This is a genomic window from Pseudomonas pudica (genome assembly GCF_015680405.1).
GTDB classification, from domain to species: Bacteria; Pseudomonadota; Gammaproteobacteria; order Pseudomonadales; family Pseudomonadaceae; genus Aquipseudomonas; species Aquipseudomonas pudica.
This window is the reverse complement of the sequence record NZ_JADLJS010000021.1, coordinates 50,190-64,107: the sequence shown is the minus strand read 5'-3', so window position 1 is coordinate 64,107 and position 13,918 is coordinate 50,190. Positions and strand designations below refer to the sequence as shown.

The following is a 13,918-nucleotide window of genomic DNA, read 5'->3' as shown; positions in this document are numbered from 1 at the left end:
GTTGTTCTGGAGTTACGCCTGCGCCGCAATGGCCTGGGCATGCCGACGGCCGCTGGCCAGGTGCACGGCCATGGCCAGCGCGGCAATTGCGCCGGGGATGGCGAAGGCGATGAAGTTGAGTTGCAGGGGCAGGTTGATGCCCATCAGCGCACCACCCAGAAGCGGGCCGACGATGGCGCCGTTGCGGCCGATGCCCGAGGCCCAGCCCAGCCCGGTGGAGCGCACCGATAGCCCGTACAGCTGGGCGGCGCCGGCATACAGCAGGATCTGCGTGCCGATGGTGGTGGCGCCGGCAATGAAGATCAGCAGGTACAGCACCGGCATCGGGCTGTTGACGCCCAGCAGGCTGATCGACAGCGCGGCGGCAATGAAGAACGCCACCTTGACCTTGACCAGGTTGTAGCGGTCGCCCAGCCAGCCGCCGAGGATCGCCCCGGCCATGCCACCGAAGTTCAGCGCCAGCAGGAACGACAGGCTCGAGCCCAGGCTGTAGCCGGCGTTGGCCATCAGCTTCGGCAGCCAGGAACTGAGCGCGTAGACCATCAGCAGGCAGCAGAAGAACGCCAACCACAGCGCAAGGGTGCGAATGGCCAGGCCGTTGCGGAACAGTTCGACTACAGCGGTGAACTTGCCGGCCCTTTCGCGGGACAAGCCCGCTCCCACAGGAGCGACCAGTACATCGTCAGGTTGCACGTCGCAATCCGGGTCCAGCCGCTTGAGCAGCTTGCGGGCCTCGTCTTTACGGCCCTGGCGTACCAGGAAACCGATCGATTCAGGGAGGTAGTACAGGATCACCGGCAACAGCAGCAGTGGCACCGCTGCGGCGAAGAACATCGATTCCCAGCCGAAACGCGGCAGCATGAAGATGCCGACACCCGCCGAGAGCATGCCGCCCAGCGAGTAGCCACTGAACATGATCGCCACCAGCGTGCTGCGCAGGCGCTTGGGCGCGTACTCGTTCATCAGTGCCACGGCGTTGGGCATCAGGCCGCCACAGCCAAGGCCAGCAACGAAACGGTAGATGCCGAACTCGCTCGGGTTGCTGGCAAACCCGTTGAGGATCGTTGCCCCGGAGAACAAGGCGAAACAGATGGCGATACCCTTCTTGCGCCCGATGCGATCGGCCAGGCTGCCGAAGGCCAGTGCGCCGAACATCATGCCGAACAGTGCATAGCTGCCCAATGCACCGGCCTGCAACGGGGTCAGGCCCCACTCTTTCATGATGACCGGCAGTACCACGCCGTAGATGAACAGGTCATAGCCGTCGAAGATCAGCAGCAGGCCGCACCAGGCCATGACCATCCAGTGGAACGGGGTAAAGCGCGCGTTATCGATGATCGGGTGTACGTCAAGGGTTCGCATGGCATCTGTCGCTCTTGTTTTTGTTGTGAAAGAAAGCTCTTTGCCTTGTGGGTGTCGCTCAGCCGAGGTCGCCGCCCCCTACCGGCAAGGTCACGCCGGTGATGTACGAGGCTTCGTCGGAAGCCAGGAACAGGATCGCGCCCACCTGCTCGTCGATGCTGCCGTAGCGGTGCATCAGGCTGCTGTCGAGGGTCTGGTCGACGATCTGCTGGTACCAGTGCCTTTCCTGTTCGGTCTGCTCGGCGGTGTTGCGCGGCACGCGCCGGGGTGGCGCTTCGGTGCCGCCGGGAGCGGTGGCGTTGACCCGGATGCCCCGGCCGGCGGTTTCGAAGGCCAGGCACGCAGTCAGCGCGTTGACGCCGCCCTTGGCCGCGCCATAGGGCACTCGGTTGACGCCACGGGTGGCGATGGACGAGACGTTGACGATGGCGCCGCTGCCGCGTTCGAGCATGTACGGCAGAGCGGCATGGCAGCACCACAAGGTGGGGAACAACGAGCGGCGTACTTCGGCTTCGATCTGGTCCACTTCGTAGTGTTCGAAGGGCTTGGCCCAGATGGTGCCGCCGACATTGTTGACCAGGATGTCGAGGCGGCCGAATGCTTCAACCGCGCTGGCCATGACCCGGGTGCAGTCGCCGTGTTGTTCCAGGTCGGCGGTGAGGGTGAGCATGCCCTCGCCGGCCAGTTCGTGAACCAGTTCGGAGCGGTCTACCGCGACCACCTGTGCGCCTTCGGCCTTGAGCCGCCAGCACACGCCACGGCCGATGCCCTGGGCGGCACCGGTGACCATGGCGACCTTGCCTTGGAATCGGTTGTTCATATCCATCTCTCCGGTTCGCCACAGTTCCTGTGGGAGCGGGCATGCCCGCGAATGCGTCCGACCAGACAAAGTTGTTGAACCTGCTGGCCTCTTCGCGGGCACGCCCGCTCCCACAGGGTCGGCGTATTACTTGGAATAAAAGGAATCAGGCCGCCGCCGCGAACTTCTCGTAGTAGAAGTTCGCCGGGGTAATGCCCTGCTCGCGCACGTACTGGCTGACCGCCTCCACCATTGGTGGCGGGCCGCACAGGTACACATCCACATCGCCGTCGTTGAGGTGGCGCGGTTCGATGTGCTGGGTCACGTAGCCCTTGCGCGGGTACTGGCTGTCCGGGTTGGCCACGCAGGCGCTGAAGGTGAAGTTGGGGATGCGCGCCGCCAGCGCCTGCAGGCGGTCGAGCTCGACCAGGTCGAAGTCGTTGGTCACGCCGTAGATCAGGTGCAGCGGGTGCTCGCTGCCCTGCTCGGCGATCTTCTCCAGCATCGCCGTGAACGGCGCCAGGCCGGTGCCACCAGCCAGCAACAGCAGTGGGCGCTGGATCGGCCGCAGGTAGAAACTGCCCAGCGGCCCGGCCAGGGTCATGCTGTCGCCGGCCTTGGCCAGGTTGGTCAGAAAGTTGCTCATCAGCCCGCCCGGCACGTTGCGGATCAGGAAGCTGACCTCGCCGTCCTTCTGCAGCGAACTGAACGAATAGGCGCGGCTCTGCTCGCTGCCCGGCACCTTGAGGTTGACATATTGCCCCGGCAGGAAGGCCAGGCGGCTGAGGGCCTCGCCCTTGATCGACAGGGCAATGGTGCTGGCCGACAGCTGGCGGACATCGCTGATGGCGGCCTTGAAACTGGCCTGCTCGGTCTTGCACAGCTGCGACGAGGCCGGGATGCGGATGACACAGTCGCTTTCAGCGCGCATCTGGCAGGTCAGTACGTAGCCTTCGGCGACTTCGTCTTCGCTCAGGGCATCTTCGATGAAGTTGTCGCCCAGGTCGTAACGCCCGGACTCGGCCTTGCACTTGCAGGTACCGCAGGCGCCATCGCGGCAGTCCAGCGGGATGTTGATGCCCTGACGGTAGGCGGCATCGGCCACGGTTTCATGACCGGTGGCCTCGATGAAGCGGGTCACCCCGTCTTCGAAATTCAGTGCGATCTGGTAGCTCATGTTGCACCTCGCGGGCGAGCCGGGCCACGGCGCGTCGCAGGACGCACCGGGCAGCGCTCGCAAAACCCTGGATCAGATGTGGTAGATGTCGATGACCTGGCGCACGTAGTCGTTCTTCAACACCACTTTCTTGGCCTTGATCAGCGGCTGCTCGCCGCGCAGGTCGAGGGTGTAGAAGCTGGTGCCGAAGTAACTGTCGGTAGTCTTGTAGCGGAAGCTCAGGGTGTGCCAGTTGAACCGCACCTGGCAGCTGCCCTCGGCCTGCTCGACGATCTCGATGTTGCTGATGTTGTGCGAGGTACGGGTGTCGGGCACGGTCGCACTGGAGCGCTCGGTCTTGATGCGGAACACCCGATCTTCCAGGCCGCCGCGGTTGCCGTACCAGATCAGCGAGATTTCGCTTTGTGGGTCTTCGGTAAGGGTGTCGTCATCGTCCCAGCTCGGCATCCAGAAGCTGGCGTCGCTGGCGTACAGCTCCAGCCACTGGTCCCACTGGGCATCGTCCAGGTAGCGCGCTTCGCGGTAGAGGAAGTCGCGCACGGTTTCATACAGGCTCATTGCACGGCCTCCACGGGGATCAGTTGCTGTTCGTCCTTCAGCGCCTGGATCATGGTGTCCTGCCAGTACTTGTGCTGCAGCACGAACAGGCCTTCGTCCTCGGTGCGTACGCCGGACAGCAGCGGCTTGAGCTCGATTTCCCTGGCCGCTTCGTCGGCGCCTTCCACCCAGTGCGCCGCGCCGCGGGACATGTCGTTCCAGCCGGTGCCGCCGCCGTAGCCGGTCTGGCACGAGCGGAACTCTTCCAGGTCGTCCGGGGTGGCCATGCCGCTGACGTTGAAGAAGTCTTCGTACTGGCGAATGCGTTTGGCGCGGGCATCGGCGCTCTCGCCTTTCGGCGCGATGCAGTAGATGGTGATTTCGGTCTTGTTCACCGAAATCGGCCGGGCGATGCGGATCTGCGAGCTGAACTGGTCCATCAGGTACACGTTCGGGTACAGGCACAGGTTGCGCGAGTTCTCGATCATCCAGTCGGCACGGGCCTGGCCGAAGTCGGCGGCCAGCTGGTCACGGCGCTCGTAGGCCGGGCGGTCCTCGGGGTTGGCCCAGCGGGTCCACAGCAGCAGGTGGCCGTGGTCGAAGGAGTAGAAGCCACCGCCCTGCTTGGCCCAGGCGCCGGCGCTCATGGTCTTGATCTCTTCACCCGCCTCGCGCTGCTTGCGCTGGTTCTGGGTGGCGGCGTAGTTCCAGTGCACGGAACTGACGTGGTAGCCGTCGGCGCCGTTCTCGGCAGTGAGCTTCCAGTTGCCTTCGTAGATGTACGAGCTGGCACCGCGCAGCACTTCCAGGCCTTCCGGCGACTGGTCGACGATCATGTCGATGATCTTGGCCGACTCGCCCAGGTGCTCGACCAGCGGCTTGACGTCGGCATTCAGGCTGCCGAACAGGAAGCCACGGTACGACTCGAAGCGCGCCACCTTGGTCAGGTCGTGGGAGCCGTCGCAGTTGAAGCTGTCGGGGTAGCCGGCGTTGCTGGGGTCTTTGACCTTGAGCAGCTTGCCGCTGTTGTTGAAGGTCCAGCCGTGGAACGGGCAGGTGTAGCTGGAGCGGTTGCCGCGCTTGTGCCGGCAGAGCATGGCGCCGCGGTGGCTGCAGGCGTTGAGGAAGGCATTGAGCTCACCGTCCTTGTTGCGCGCGATGAAGATCGGCTGGCGCCCCATGGTCAGGGTGAGGAAGTCGTTTTTCTCGGGGATCTGGCTTTCATGGGCCAGGTAGATCCAGTTGCCCTCGAAGATGTGTTTCATCTCCAGGTCGAACAGGCGTGGGTCGGTGAACATCTCGCGCTTGCAGCGGTAGATGCCCTTTTCACGGTCGTCCTCGAGCAAGGCATTGAGGTAGTCGAATCCCAGGGACATGGCCAGGGTCTCCCTTGTTATTGTTTAGACCTGGTCAGGTTAGGGATTGGTATTGGGTGGGAATATCCGGTTTGTGCGCGGTGCTATCCGTTTTGTGCAAGTTGGTGTTTCTGCGGGGCCCTGTGGGCGCGGGTTCACCCGCGAAGAGGCCGGTGCGGCTCAGCGCCGATTTCGCAAGGTTTCCGAGGGCAACTCGCCAAACTGCTGCCGATACACCTCGGAAAACCGCCCCAGGTGCATGAAGCCATAATCCATGGCCAGTTCGGTCACGCTGCGTACCGCGCAACTGGCATCAGCCAGGCAGGCGTGTACCTGCTCCAGCTTGCGCTGGCGCACATACTGCTTGGGTGTGGTCTGCAGATGCCGGTCAAACAATGCATACAAGGAGCGCAGGCTCATGCACGCCTGCTCCGCCAGCGCTTCAGCTGTCAGTTCAAGCTTCAGGTTGCGGTCGATGTGGTCGATGATCCGTTCAAGGCTTGCGCCCGGCGAACACAGGCTTTCGCGGCGGATATTGGTGCTCATCAGGGTCAGCAGCTTGCTGGCTACGATCTGGCTGTAATGGCCCTGCACCCTGGGCAGCGAATCGCTCACCTCTGCCTCCTGGCAGACCATCGCCAGCAGGTTGACGAACCCATCCAGCTCGTCCAGCCGGTAATGGTTGCGCAAGAACCGCACCCCGCCATCGGGGCGGTGCCAGCGTTGTTCGTCGCAGATCGAATCCAGTAGCCGGGTCGGCACCTTGAGGATGAACTTTTCGCAGTCCTCCGAATAAGTCAGGTCAACCGGGTCGTCGGGGTTGATCAGCAACAGCTCGCCCGGCACCAGGTGATGCTCGCGCTTGTGCCCACGCCACAGGCAGTTGCCGTTCAGCAGTACCTGCAGGTGGTAGATGGTTTCCAGTGCCGGCGAGGTAACGCGCACGCTGCCGCCGTAGCTGATGCGGCACAGGTCCAACTCAGCGAACTTGCGGTGGCTGAGGCTGGCTTGCGGATGAGTGGTGCGGGACAAGCCGATGCAATGCTGGCCTACATGCTGGTTGACATAATCAGACACAGCATAAGGGTCGGCGTGATGAAACACGCTACTGCGCTCGCTCAGCAGGCAGCTTTCCATAGGCAAGGCACTCGGTATCGTTATTGTTCTGGTTGCCGCTCCCTACCGCCCGGTGGGCTGTGGTTGCGGTCGTCACGGTCATTCTATCGAGCCGGTTGCGGTTCACGGGGGCAGGCGACAACCGGTGGATGGGCACACTTAAGCAAAAAGCCGGGGGTTGGGCAATGCGGCCTTGGGAATGGATGGGCGGATAGCGGACAGACGGGACAGGGGCCGCGTTCGTTTATCGAACGGTATTATTCTGCGCCGCGAAGAGGCCGGTACAGGTTACCCAGAATTCCCGAAACCGCTCACGTCACTGTACAGGCAGGAAGTTCATCAGCAGCAAGCTTTGCGCATAATTCAACCCAATACGCCTGTATCGCTCGTCCAGCAATTCCGCCAGCAAGTCCAGCCGAGCCACGATCTTGCCGAACTCCACGGCAAAACTCAGGTTGCTGCCCTCTTCCGAGATTTCGTTGGAGAACAACAGCAGCACGCCATTGGCATCCTGCCGCTGGCTCAACATCCAGGTGGCCTTCTCGATATTGCGCGCCGCGTTATTGACGAACAGCGGGTCGATGGTATCGGTCATGTAGAACTCGGTACGGCCGCCGTGCGCGGTGATCAGCATGCTGCCGATGGCGTAGATGAAGGCGCCGACCCGGTCACCACGAAATTCGGGGCTCAGGGCGTAGCTCAAGGCTGCCAGGTCGCGACGGTTGCCCAGTTGCGCCAAGGGCTGGCGTTGTTCGATGGCGATACGGATCTGCCGCTCGGCAGTGGCAGCATCCACGTAGCCGGACAGCTTCCACTGGTTGGGGTTGCGCAGGTACAGCTTGTTCATCAACAGGTACAAGCTCTGCAGGTTGTCGCGCATGGACAGCGTGGCCAGGCGATCGACGCTGGTCTGGAACAGTTCGCTGGGCTTGCCGTTGCCAAGCTGGTTGACCATGTCGCGTCCCTGCTGCTGAGTGCAGGCGCACAGGCATGCGAAGGTGCCTGCCAATAGCAGGCGGGGGAAGAATATGGGCTTGCTTGCAACCATCGGCACCGGGTCGATATTCGGCGGCCGCACCGGGGATCAGTGTGGCCTGGCCAAGCATAGAGCCCGGAAATTGGAAAAAGTGCGGTGATTGGGAAGATAGTAAGCCTGTACCGGCCTCTTCGCGGGTAAACCCGCTCCCACAGGATCACCGCAAACCCTGAAAACTGTGCAGTACCTGTGGGAGCGGGTTTACCCGCGAAGAGGCCGGCGCAGGCAACACATGAATCACATGGCGTGACGCAACATCTCCACCACCTGCGCATGCAGCGCCGGGTCACCACAGGCCACTACACACCCGCCGTTCTGCGCACTGCTGCCATCCCACGCCGTGATCACCCCGCCCGCCCCTTCGATGATCGGCATCAGCGCCTGCACGTCATAAGGCTGCAGGCTCGCCTCGACGATCACGTCGACAAACCCGCAAGCCAGCATGCAGTAGGCATAGCAGTCGCCACCGTAGCGCATCAGGCGCGCCTTGCCGGCAACGGCCTCGAACGCAGCCTTGCGCGCGGCGGTATCGAACATGTCCGGCGTGGTGCACATCAGCGTGGCCGAGGCCAGGTCGGCACAGGCGCGGGTCTTCAATGGCGTACCGCTACGCCAGGCGCCTTCCGGTGTGCCGACAAAGCGTTCGCCGGTGAACGGCTGGTTCATCACCCCGACCACCGGGCGCGTGCCGTCGTTCAGGGCAATCAGCGTGCCCCACAGCGGCAGGCCGGTGATGAAAGCGCGAGTACCGTCGATCGGGTCGAGCACCCAGGTCAGTGGGCTGCTGCCCACTGCCACGCCGGCCTCTTCACCGAGAATGCCATGGTCGGGATAGCGGGCCTGGATCAGTTCGCGCATGGCGTCCTCGGCTGCCTTGTCGGCCACGGTCACCGGGTCGTAAAGGCGCCCGCCCTTGTCCTCGACGTCCAGGCTGGCGCGAAAGTATGGCTTGATCGCCACGGCAGCAGCATCGGCCAGTTGCTCGGCAAAGGCGCGGAATTCGCCGATCTGTTCAGCACTCAGGGACATGGGGCGGGCCTCGTGAAAATGATGGGGCCCGCATAATACCCGACACGCCGTGCCGCGCCAGCCTCCATCGGCCGCCCATGCGGCCCCGCGCGGTCTAGACTGAACAAGACCAGATCACCGGGGGGCTGCCACAAGTGGAGGTGTGAGATGAGCCAGTTCAAGCGTCTGTTCGTCATGCTCGGCCCGCAGATGCGCCACACGCCGGCGCTGCAACGCGCTGCGGCGTTGGCGGAGTCCAGCGGTGCGTTGCTGGATATCAACGTGTTCGTCGACGATGTCGACACCTTCGGTTTGATGAGCGATAGCCGCGAGCGTGAACGGCTGCTCAGCGACAACCGCCAATGGTTGGCGGACGAAGCCGAGCAATTGGCCAACGCCGGCCTGGATGTGTCTACCGAGCTGCTGCTGACCCGCGACCCGCTGGGTAGCGTGCTGGAGCGAGTCGAACGGCTGGGTTGCGACCTGCTGATCAAGGACGTGCAGCACGAACCGGTGCTCAAGCGCCTGCTGGTAACGCCATTGGACTGGCAGTTGCTGAAGGACAGCCCGGTCGCCGTGCACCTGGTCAGTGATATCCGCCTGCCGCTGCCCCGGCAGATTGCCGCCGCAGTGGACCTGAACAGCCACGGTGCCGGCGAGCACCTGGATGAGCAGGTGATCCACTGTGCTCATGCCCTGGCCCTGCAGTGCAATGCCGAACTGCACCTGCTGCATGTGTGCGACGCGGCCAAGACCCACATTGCCGACTTCGGCGCCGGCACTGTGACCATGCCCGGCTTCGATGCCAGCGTGCGGACCGCGCAGCGGGCAGCGTTCAACCGGCTGGGCGACCACCACCAGATCCCGCTGGAACGCAGGCACTTCCTGGAAGGGGCCGCGATCAAGGCGATTGCCCAGTTCGTCGGCCACAGCCGGGCGGATGTGATCGTGATGGGCAGCCACCGGCATGACGCCATGCAGACGTTTCTGGGCGGGACCACGGCGCATGTGCTGGAGCATCCGCTGTGCAATGTGCTGGCGATCAAGGCGGTTCGCTGAGTGCTGCTTCACCTGAACTGGCCTATTCGCGGGCGCGCCCGCTCCCACAGGATCGTTACAAGCTCAGGCTTTGTGCATGACCTGTGGGAGCGGGCGTGCCCGCGAAGAATCCAGCACAAATTCCACCTGGTATCTGGTACACCAGTGCCACATAAAAAGAATGCATTTGATAATGATTCGTAGTAGTTTCTCGGCGCTTGCCCACCCTGTCCTCAGCGCCCTACTCCAGGATCGTACCGTCGATGCGTCGCACGTTCGTTTCGCTTTGTGTGCTTCATGCTGTCTCCCCGCTGGCCTTTGCCGAGCCTGAACCGCTCGGCGAACCCGCCCAGATCGAACTCCAGGCCCTGAACATCACCAGCAGCGCCGACAGCGAACGTGCCGATGGCCCGGTCGAAGGCTACAAGGCTACCCGCTCGGCCAGTGCCACCCGCACCGACACCGCCCTGCACGAAACCCCGCAATCGGTCAGCGTGGTGCCCAAGGATGTACTGGAAGATACCGGCGCCACGCGTCTGCAGGACGGCCTGGACTATGCCGGCGGTGTCGGCCGCGCCAACAACTTCGGTGGCCAGGGCCTGACCACTTTTACCGTACGTGGCTTCACCACCGGCGAGTTCTACCGCAACGGTTTCCCGATCAACCGCGGCTACCCCAACGCACCCGACGCCAACACCGTCGAGCGCCTGGAAGTGATCCGTGGCCCGGCCAGCAGCCTGTATGGCCGTGGCGACCCCGGCGGCACCTTCAACGTGGTCAGCAAGCAGCCGCTGCCGGAATCCAAGGTCACCCTGGGCAGCCAGTTCGATGACCAGGGCATGCACCGTGCGACCCTGGACGCCACGGGGCCGCTGAACCAGGACGGCTCGCTGGCCTACCGTCTGAACCTGCTGGGCGAAGGCGGCGAAAGCTTCCGTGACGACGTGGAAAGCGAGCGCTATGACGTTGCGCCGGTGCTCAGCTGGCAGGTAAACGACAGTACGAAGATCGTCTTCGAGGGCGATTTCATGCGCAACAACCACCCGCTGGACCGTGGCCTGACCCGCTACGCCACCCAGACCGGCAGTGCCTCGCGGGACACCTATATCTGGGAAAAGGGCAGCGACAACCTGCTACACAATGACAACAACATGGCTCAGGTGCGCTTCGAACACCTGCTCAACGACAACTGGACGCTGGGTGGAGGCTTCCAGTACCTCGATGGCTCACTCAAAGGCAATGCTGTAGAGGCCACCAGTGCCCCCGCAGATGGCCGTACCCTGCAGCGCAACTTCAATTACCGCAAGCTGGAGTGGACCGACCGCGACTGGCAGTTGAACCTCACCGGGCATTTCGATACAGGTGCGTTCAGCCATACCTTGCTGACCGGCGTCGAGTACGAGAACTACCACTACAGTTCGATCATTCGACGTTCCACCGCGCCCTACACAGTCGATATCTACAACCCGGTACTAGGCCAGCCACGGCCGGAGCTGGCAGCGGTACCAACAACCTGGGACAGCGAGAAGCTCGAGACCTGGGCGTATTTCATCCAGGACCAGGTGGCCCTGACGGAGCGCCTGAAGGCACTTGCAGGTGTACGCTTCGAGCGTTTCGAGCATGATTACGACGACAAGCGGCCCGCAAACCGCGACTTCAGCAAAGGCGAAAACGGCGTCACCCCACGCTTCGGCCTGATCTACGACCTGACCGATACGGTTGCGGTCTATGCCAACACCGCGCGCTCGTTCAAGCCCAATACAGGCACACCAAGCGGGGGCGGAGGCTTCGACCCGGAAAAAGGCAAATCCTACGAACTGGGTGTGAAATGGGAGGCACTCGACCGCCAGCTGAGTATCGACGCGGCGATCTATCACATTGTCAAGGAGAACGTCCTGGCGCGCGACCCGAACGACCCAACCGGTACCTACAGTATTGCGGCCGGCGAAGTGCGCAGCCGTGGCCTGGACATCAACATCGCCGGCAACCTGACGCCGGAGTGGCGCGTGATCGGTGGTTATGCCTACGTGGACGCCGAAGTGACCCAGGATACGACCCTGCCCAAGGGCACGCGCCTGGCCAACATCCCGCGCAACAGCTTCAGCCTGCTGAACACCTACGAGTTCCAGGATGGCCTGGCCAAGGGGCTGGGGTTGGGGGTTGGGGTGAAGTACGTGGATGATCGGGCCGGCCAGACGGCAGCCACGACCTACACAATGGAGCGCTACAGCGTGGTCGACCTGCTGAGCTTCTACAAGGTCAACGAACACGTGCGGTTGAACCTGGACGTGAAGAACGTGTTCAACAAGGGCTATGACGAGGGCGCGTTCAACAACTACGTCTACCCGGGTGCGCCGCGGACGGTGCAGGCTGGAGTTTCGTATACCTTCTGACCGTTCCTGGGGCTGCTTTGCAGCCCATCGCGACACAAGGCCGCTCCTAAGGAAACCGCGATCTCCTGTAGGAGCGGCCTTGTGTCGCGATGGGCCGCAAAGCGGCCCCCGGTCTCAGAACCCTTTGCTGTAGAACAGCGAGTACGATTCGATGCCGTCGTTAGGCTGCTTGAGCCCCGCGTTGGAGTAATGCATGGCGCGGATCCCCACCTTCTGCTCCCCCGGCAGTTTCAGGCCGAAACCGATGCGGTCTTCGAAGTTGACCGACGAGCCCAGGCGCTGGTCGCCCACATCGGTCTTGGAAAACGCCGCCAGGCCAATGCCGGCCTCGATGTACGGGGTATAGGTGAAACCGCTGAACTCGTAGGTGAACACCGGGCTGAACGACAGCGAGTGCGCACCACTGGCCTCACCGCCTTCCCAATAGGTGTAGGCCGCATCCCAGTACCCGGTCAGGTGACCGGTGCTGCTTTCCAGCCATTTCTTGTCCCAGTCGAACGACAGGCCGATACGGTAGGTCATGTCGCCTTGGCCAGTGGCGCCGACGGCGCCGGTCACCTGTGCTGCCTGAGCCAGATTTGTTCCGGCAAAGGCCAGCACTGCAGCAGCCAGCGAAGCTGCTAGACGGGTTTTCATCAATGACTTCTCCTGATGGTCTATACGGCAAGTGGGGGCTTGGGCCCCTCGAGCTTATGCGCTGACCGGATGCATCCAGACCGGTCACACGAAGTAATACTTTTCTGATTATCGACCAGATAAACAGAAAGTTGAAAGTAATTGCCACCATTGGCTAATACCCTGCGCCAGCATCTGCCATGCCGAACAGCAGTGGTCAGTCGTATTCCGCCTCTTCGTGTTCACCCAGCAGGCGCCTTTGCCTGGGTGTGGCCTCCTCCAGCACCTGCGGGTTGAAGCGCCAGTTCAGGTACGGCGAAAACTTCTGCGCGACCATGCGCCGGCCATAGTGCACTTGCAGCATGTCGCGCTCGCGTGACTGGGTGCAGTTGGCCCCGCCGCTGTGCCAGACATCACTGCGAAACACCAGCGCGTCCCCTGCCTTGCACAGCACCGGCTGGGCCTCACGGCCCTGCCAGTGTTGCTCGCCAGCCTGCGGAGGCCGAGCCGCGCGGTGGCTGCCGGGCACAATCCAGGTCGGCCCGATGTGATGGTCGATATCGCTGAGGTACAACTGCGCAGTCAGAATCTGTGGGGGCTGGATGAAGTCGCCGCGCTCGCTCAGCCAGGCGGGCAACTGCATGGGCAGATGGTCCAGGTGCAGGGCCATGCCGGGGTAGCCCGGGTGGCTGCGCCAGGCGGTCTGGCCGATCACGTGGCAGTCGGCGCCCAGTGCCGCTTCGGCCAGGGCAATCAGCGGGGGCAGGTCGAGAAAGGGCAGCCACAAAGGGTTGCGGTTGAAAACGCATTTGTAGTGTTCCAGCAGCCCCTGGTAATCCCAATGGATGGGCTGCAGGTCATCGATAGCGCAGCGCAGCAAGGCGATACGCAAGGGCTCGAGCACATCGGGGAGCAACACATAGCCCCGCTCGTCCAACATCTCCAGCTGAAGATTCAGGCTCATGGGGATGCGCTCCTTTCGGGCAGGAGCACATCCGTACTCCTGCCCGTTTTTCCATCAACGCCAGTTCAGGTTCACGGTCGCGGGGGTCTTGCCATTCACGGTCACCAATTGCTGCACCGTCTCACCCTGGGCGTTGCCCGTCACTTTGTATTTGCCGGGAGGCAACTGCACATACAGCAGCGGCCCGGCATCCGTAACGCTGAGCACGGGCTGGCCCTGTGCATTCTGGATGTCGACGGTGGCACCGCTCTGGAACTTGCCTTCCGGGCCGGTGGAAAGTTCCACGTGCAGGTCGTAGCCCGGGGTCTTGCGCAGGGCGTTGGCTTCATCCTGGCCGATGCCGCCTTGCAGGTAGCGGACGCCGTTCTGCTCCTGCTGTTGCAATTGCACGGCCTGCATGTCGATGGGGGCATTGAGGTCGGCGGCGGCCGCCAAGGTCCATGGCAGTGCCAAGGCGACCAGCAGTGCCGCGCCGAGGGCATAGTGATGGTTACGCATGGTACGACCCTCCTTTCGAG

The 13,918-nt window shown here is 62.9% G+C and carries 13 protein-coding genes; 2 read left to right on the top strand and 11 right to left on the bottom strand.

Features of this window, described 5'->3' with window-relative positions:
• Nucleotides 1-12 precede the first annotated feature (12 nt).
• The 8 genes from IRZ77_RS16110 to hisN form a co-directional block, all read right to left on the bottom strand.
• A complete protein-coding gene (locus IRZ77_RS16110; protein ID WP_046614212.1) occupies nucleotides 13-1,362 on the bottom strand; it encodes an MFS transporter in 1,350 nt (449 codons plus the stop codon).
• A 58-nt stretch (nucleotides 1,363-1,420) separates the two neighbouring features.
• Nucleotides 1,421-2,182: a 1,6-dihydroxycyclohexa-2,4-diene-1-carboxylate dehydrogenase gene (locus tag IRZ77_RS16105; RefSeq protein WP_046614213.1), complete on the bottom strand. Its 762-nt coding sequence runs from the start codon at nucleotides 2,180-2,182 to the stop codon at nucleotides 1,421-1,423.
• A gap of 145 nt (nucleotides 2,183-2,327) precedes the next feature.
• Nucleotides 2,328-3,338 carry a benzoate 1,2-dioxygenase electron transfer component BenC gene (gene benC, locus IRZ77_RS16100; protein WP_046614214.1) on the bottom strand — a complete coding sequence of 337 codons (1,011 nt, stop codon included), beginning with the start codon at nucleotides 3,336-3,338 and terminating at the stop codon, nucleotides 2,328-2,330.
• Between the two features lie 72 nt (nucleotides 3,339-3,410).
• Nucleotides 3,411-3,896, bottom strand: a complete 486-nt coding sequence (gene benB, locus IRZ77_RS16095) for a benzoate 1,2-dioxygenase small subunit (RefSeq protein WP_016499611.1) — start codon at nucleotides 3,894-3,896, stop codon at nucleotides 3,411-3,413.
• A complete protein-coding gene (gene benA, locus IRZ77_RS16090) occupies nucleotides 3,893-5,251 on the bottom strand; it encodes a benzoate 1,2-dioxygenase large subunit (protein ID WP_046614216.1) in 1,359 nt (452 codons plus the stop codon). The genes benB and benA overlap by 4 nt, the downstream gene beginning before the upstream one ends.
• 159 nt (nucleotides 5,252-5,410) lie before the next feature.
• The gene (locus IRZ77_RS16085) at nucleotides 5,411-6,367 is read right to left on the bottom strand and encodes a helix-turn-helix transcriptional regulator (RefSeq protein WP_196173924.1); all 957 of its coding nucleotides are present in this window, start codon (nucleotides 6,365-6,367) and stop codon (nucleotides 5,411-5,413) included.
• Between the two features lie 295 nt (nucleotides 6,368-6,662).
• Complete coding sequence (locus IRZ77_RS16080; RefSeq protein ID WP_046614385.1) at nucleotides 6,663-7,394, bottom strand: hypothetical protein; 732 nt, start codon at nucleotides 7,392-7,394, stop codon at nucleotides 6,663-6,665.
• A gap of 225 nt (nucleotides 7,395-7,619) precedes the next feature.
• Nucleotides 7,620-8,411 carry a histidinol-phosphatase gene (gene hisN / locus IRZ77_RS16075; protein ID WP_108481603.1) on the bottom strand — a complete coding sequence of 264 codons (792 nt, stop codon included), beginning with the start codon at nucleotides 8,409-8,411 and terminating at the stop codon, nucleotides 7,620-7,622.
• 147 nt (nucleotides 8,412-8,558) lie between these two features.
• Here hisN and IRZ77_RS16070 point away from each other — a divergent pair, with 147 nt between their 5' ends.
• Together IRZ77_RS16070 and IRZ77_RS16065 are read left to right on the top strand one after the other, a co-directional pair.
• Nucleotides 8,559-9,449 (top strand): universal stress protein, encoded by an 891-nt coding sequence (locus tag IRZ77_RS16070; RefSeq protein WP_046614219.1) that lies wholly within the window; start codon nucleotides 8,559-8,561, stop codon nucleotides 9,447-9,449.
• 242 nt (nucleotides 9,450-9,691) lie between these two features.
• Nucleotides 9,692-11,821: a TonB-dependent siderophore receptor gene (locus tag IRZ77_RS16065; RefSeq protein ID WP_046614220.1), complete on the top strand. Its 2,130-nt coding sequence runs from the start codon at nucleotides 9,692-9,694 to the stop codon at nucleotides 11,819-11,821.
• A 114-nt stretch (nucleotides 11,822-11,935) separates the two neighbouring features.
• Here IRZ77_RS16065 and IRZ77_RS16060 read toward each other — a convergent pair whose 3' ends face one another.
• The 3 genes from IRZ77_RS16060 to IRZ77_RS16050 form a co-directional block, all read right to left on the bottom strand.
• On the bottom strand, nucleotides 11,936-12,457 hold the full coding sequence (locus IRZ77_RS16060) for an acyloxyacyl hydrolase (RefSeq protein ID WP_046614221.1): 522 nt from the start codon (nucleotides 12,455-12,457) through the stop codon (nucleotides 11,936-11,938).
• Nucleotides 12,458-12,653: 196 nt separating this feature from the next.
• Nucleotides 12,654-13,400, bottom strand: a complete 747-nt coding sequence (locus IRZ77_RS16055; protein WP_046614222.1) for a phytanoyl-CoA dioxygenase family protein — start codon at nucleotides 13,398-13,400, stop codon at nucleotides 12,654-12,656.
• Between the two features lie 54 nt (nucleotides 13,401-13,454).
• Entirely contained in the window at nucleotides 13,455-13,898 is a 444-nt protein-coding gene (locus IRZ77_RS16050; protein ID WP_046614223.1) for a hypothetical protein, read from the bottom strand.
• Between the last annotated feature and the right edge of the window lie 20 nt (nucleotides 13,899-13,918).

Coding starts and splice junctions, on each gene's coding strand:
- IRZ77_RS16110 (WP_046614212.1), bottom strand. CDS start 1,362: ATGCGAACCCTTGACGTACACCCGATCATCGATAACGCGCGCTTTACC.
- IRZ77_RS16105 (WP_046614213.1), bottom strand. CDS start 2,182: ATGAACAACCGATTCCAAGGCAAGGTCGCCATGGTCACCGGTGCCGCC.
- benC (WP_046614214.1), bottom strand. CDS start 3,338: ATGAGCTACCAGATCGCACTGAATTTCGAAGACGGGGTGACCCGCTTC.
- benB (WP_016499611.1), bottom strand. CDS start 3,896: ATGAGCCTGTATGAAACCGTGCGCGACTTCCTCTACCGCGAAGCGCGC.
- benA (WP_046614216.1), bottom strand. CDS start 5,251: ATGTCCCTGGGATTCGACTACCTCAATGCCTTGCTCGAGGACGACCGT.
- IRZ77_RS16085 (WP_196173924.1), bottom strand. CDS start 6,367: ATGGAAAGCTGCCTGCTGAGCGAGCGCAGTAGCGTGTTTCATCACGCC.
- IRZ77_RS16080 (WP_046614385.1), bottom strand. CDS start 7,394: ATGGTTGCAAGCAAGCCCATATTCTTCCCCCGCCTGCTATTGGCAGGC.
- hisN (WP_108481603.1), bottom strand. CDS start 8,411: ATGTCCCTGAGTGCTGAACAGATCGGCGAATTCCGCGCCTTTGCCGAG.
- IRZ77_RS16070 (WP_046614219.1), top strand. CDS start 8,559: ATGAGCCAGTTCAAGCGTCTGTTCGTCATGCTCGGCCCGCAGATGCGC.
- IRZ77_RS16065 (WP_046614220.1), top strand. CDS start 9,692: ATGCGTCGCACGTTCGTTTCGCTTTGTGTGCTTCATGCTGTCTCCCCG.
- IRZ77_RS16060 (WP_046614221.1), bottom strand. CDS start 12,457: ATGAAAACCCGTCTAGCAGCTTCGCTGGCTGCTGCAGTGCTGGCCTTT.
- IRZ77_RS16055 (WP_046614222.1), bottom strand. CDS start 13,400: ATGAGCCTGAATCTTCAGCTGGAGATGTTGGACGAGCGGGGCTATGTG.
- IRZ77_RS16050 (WP_046614223.1), bottom strand. CDS start 13,898: ATGCGTAACCATCACTATGCCCTCGGCGCGGCACTGCTGGTCGCCTTG.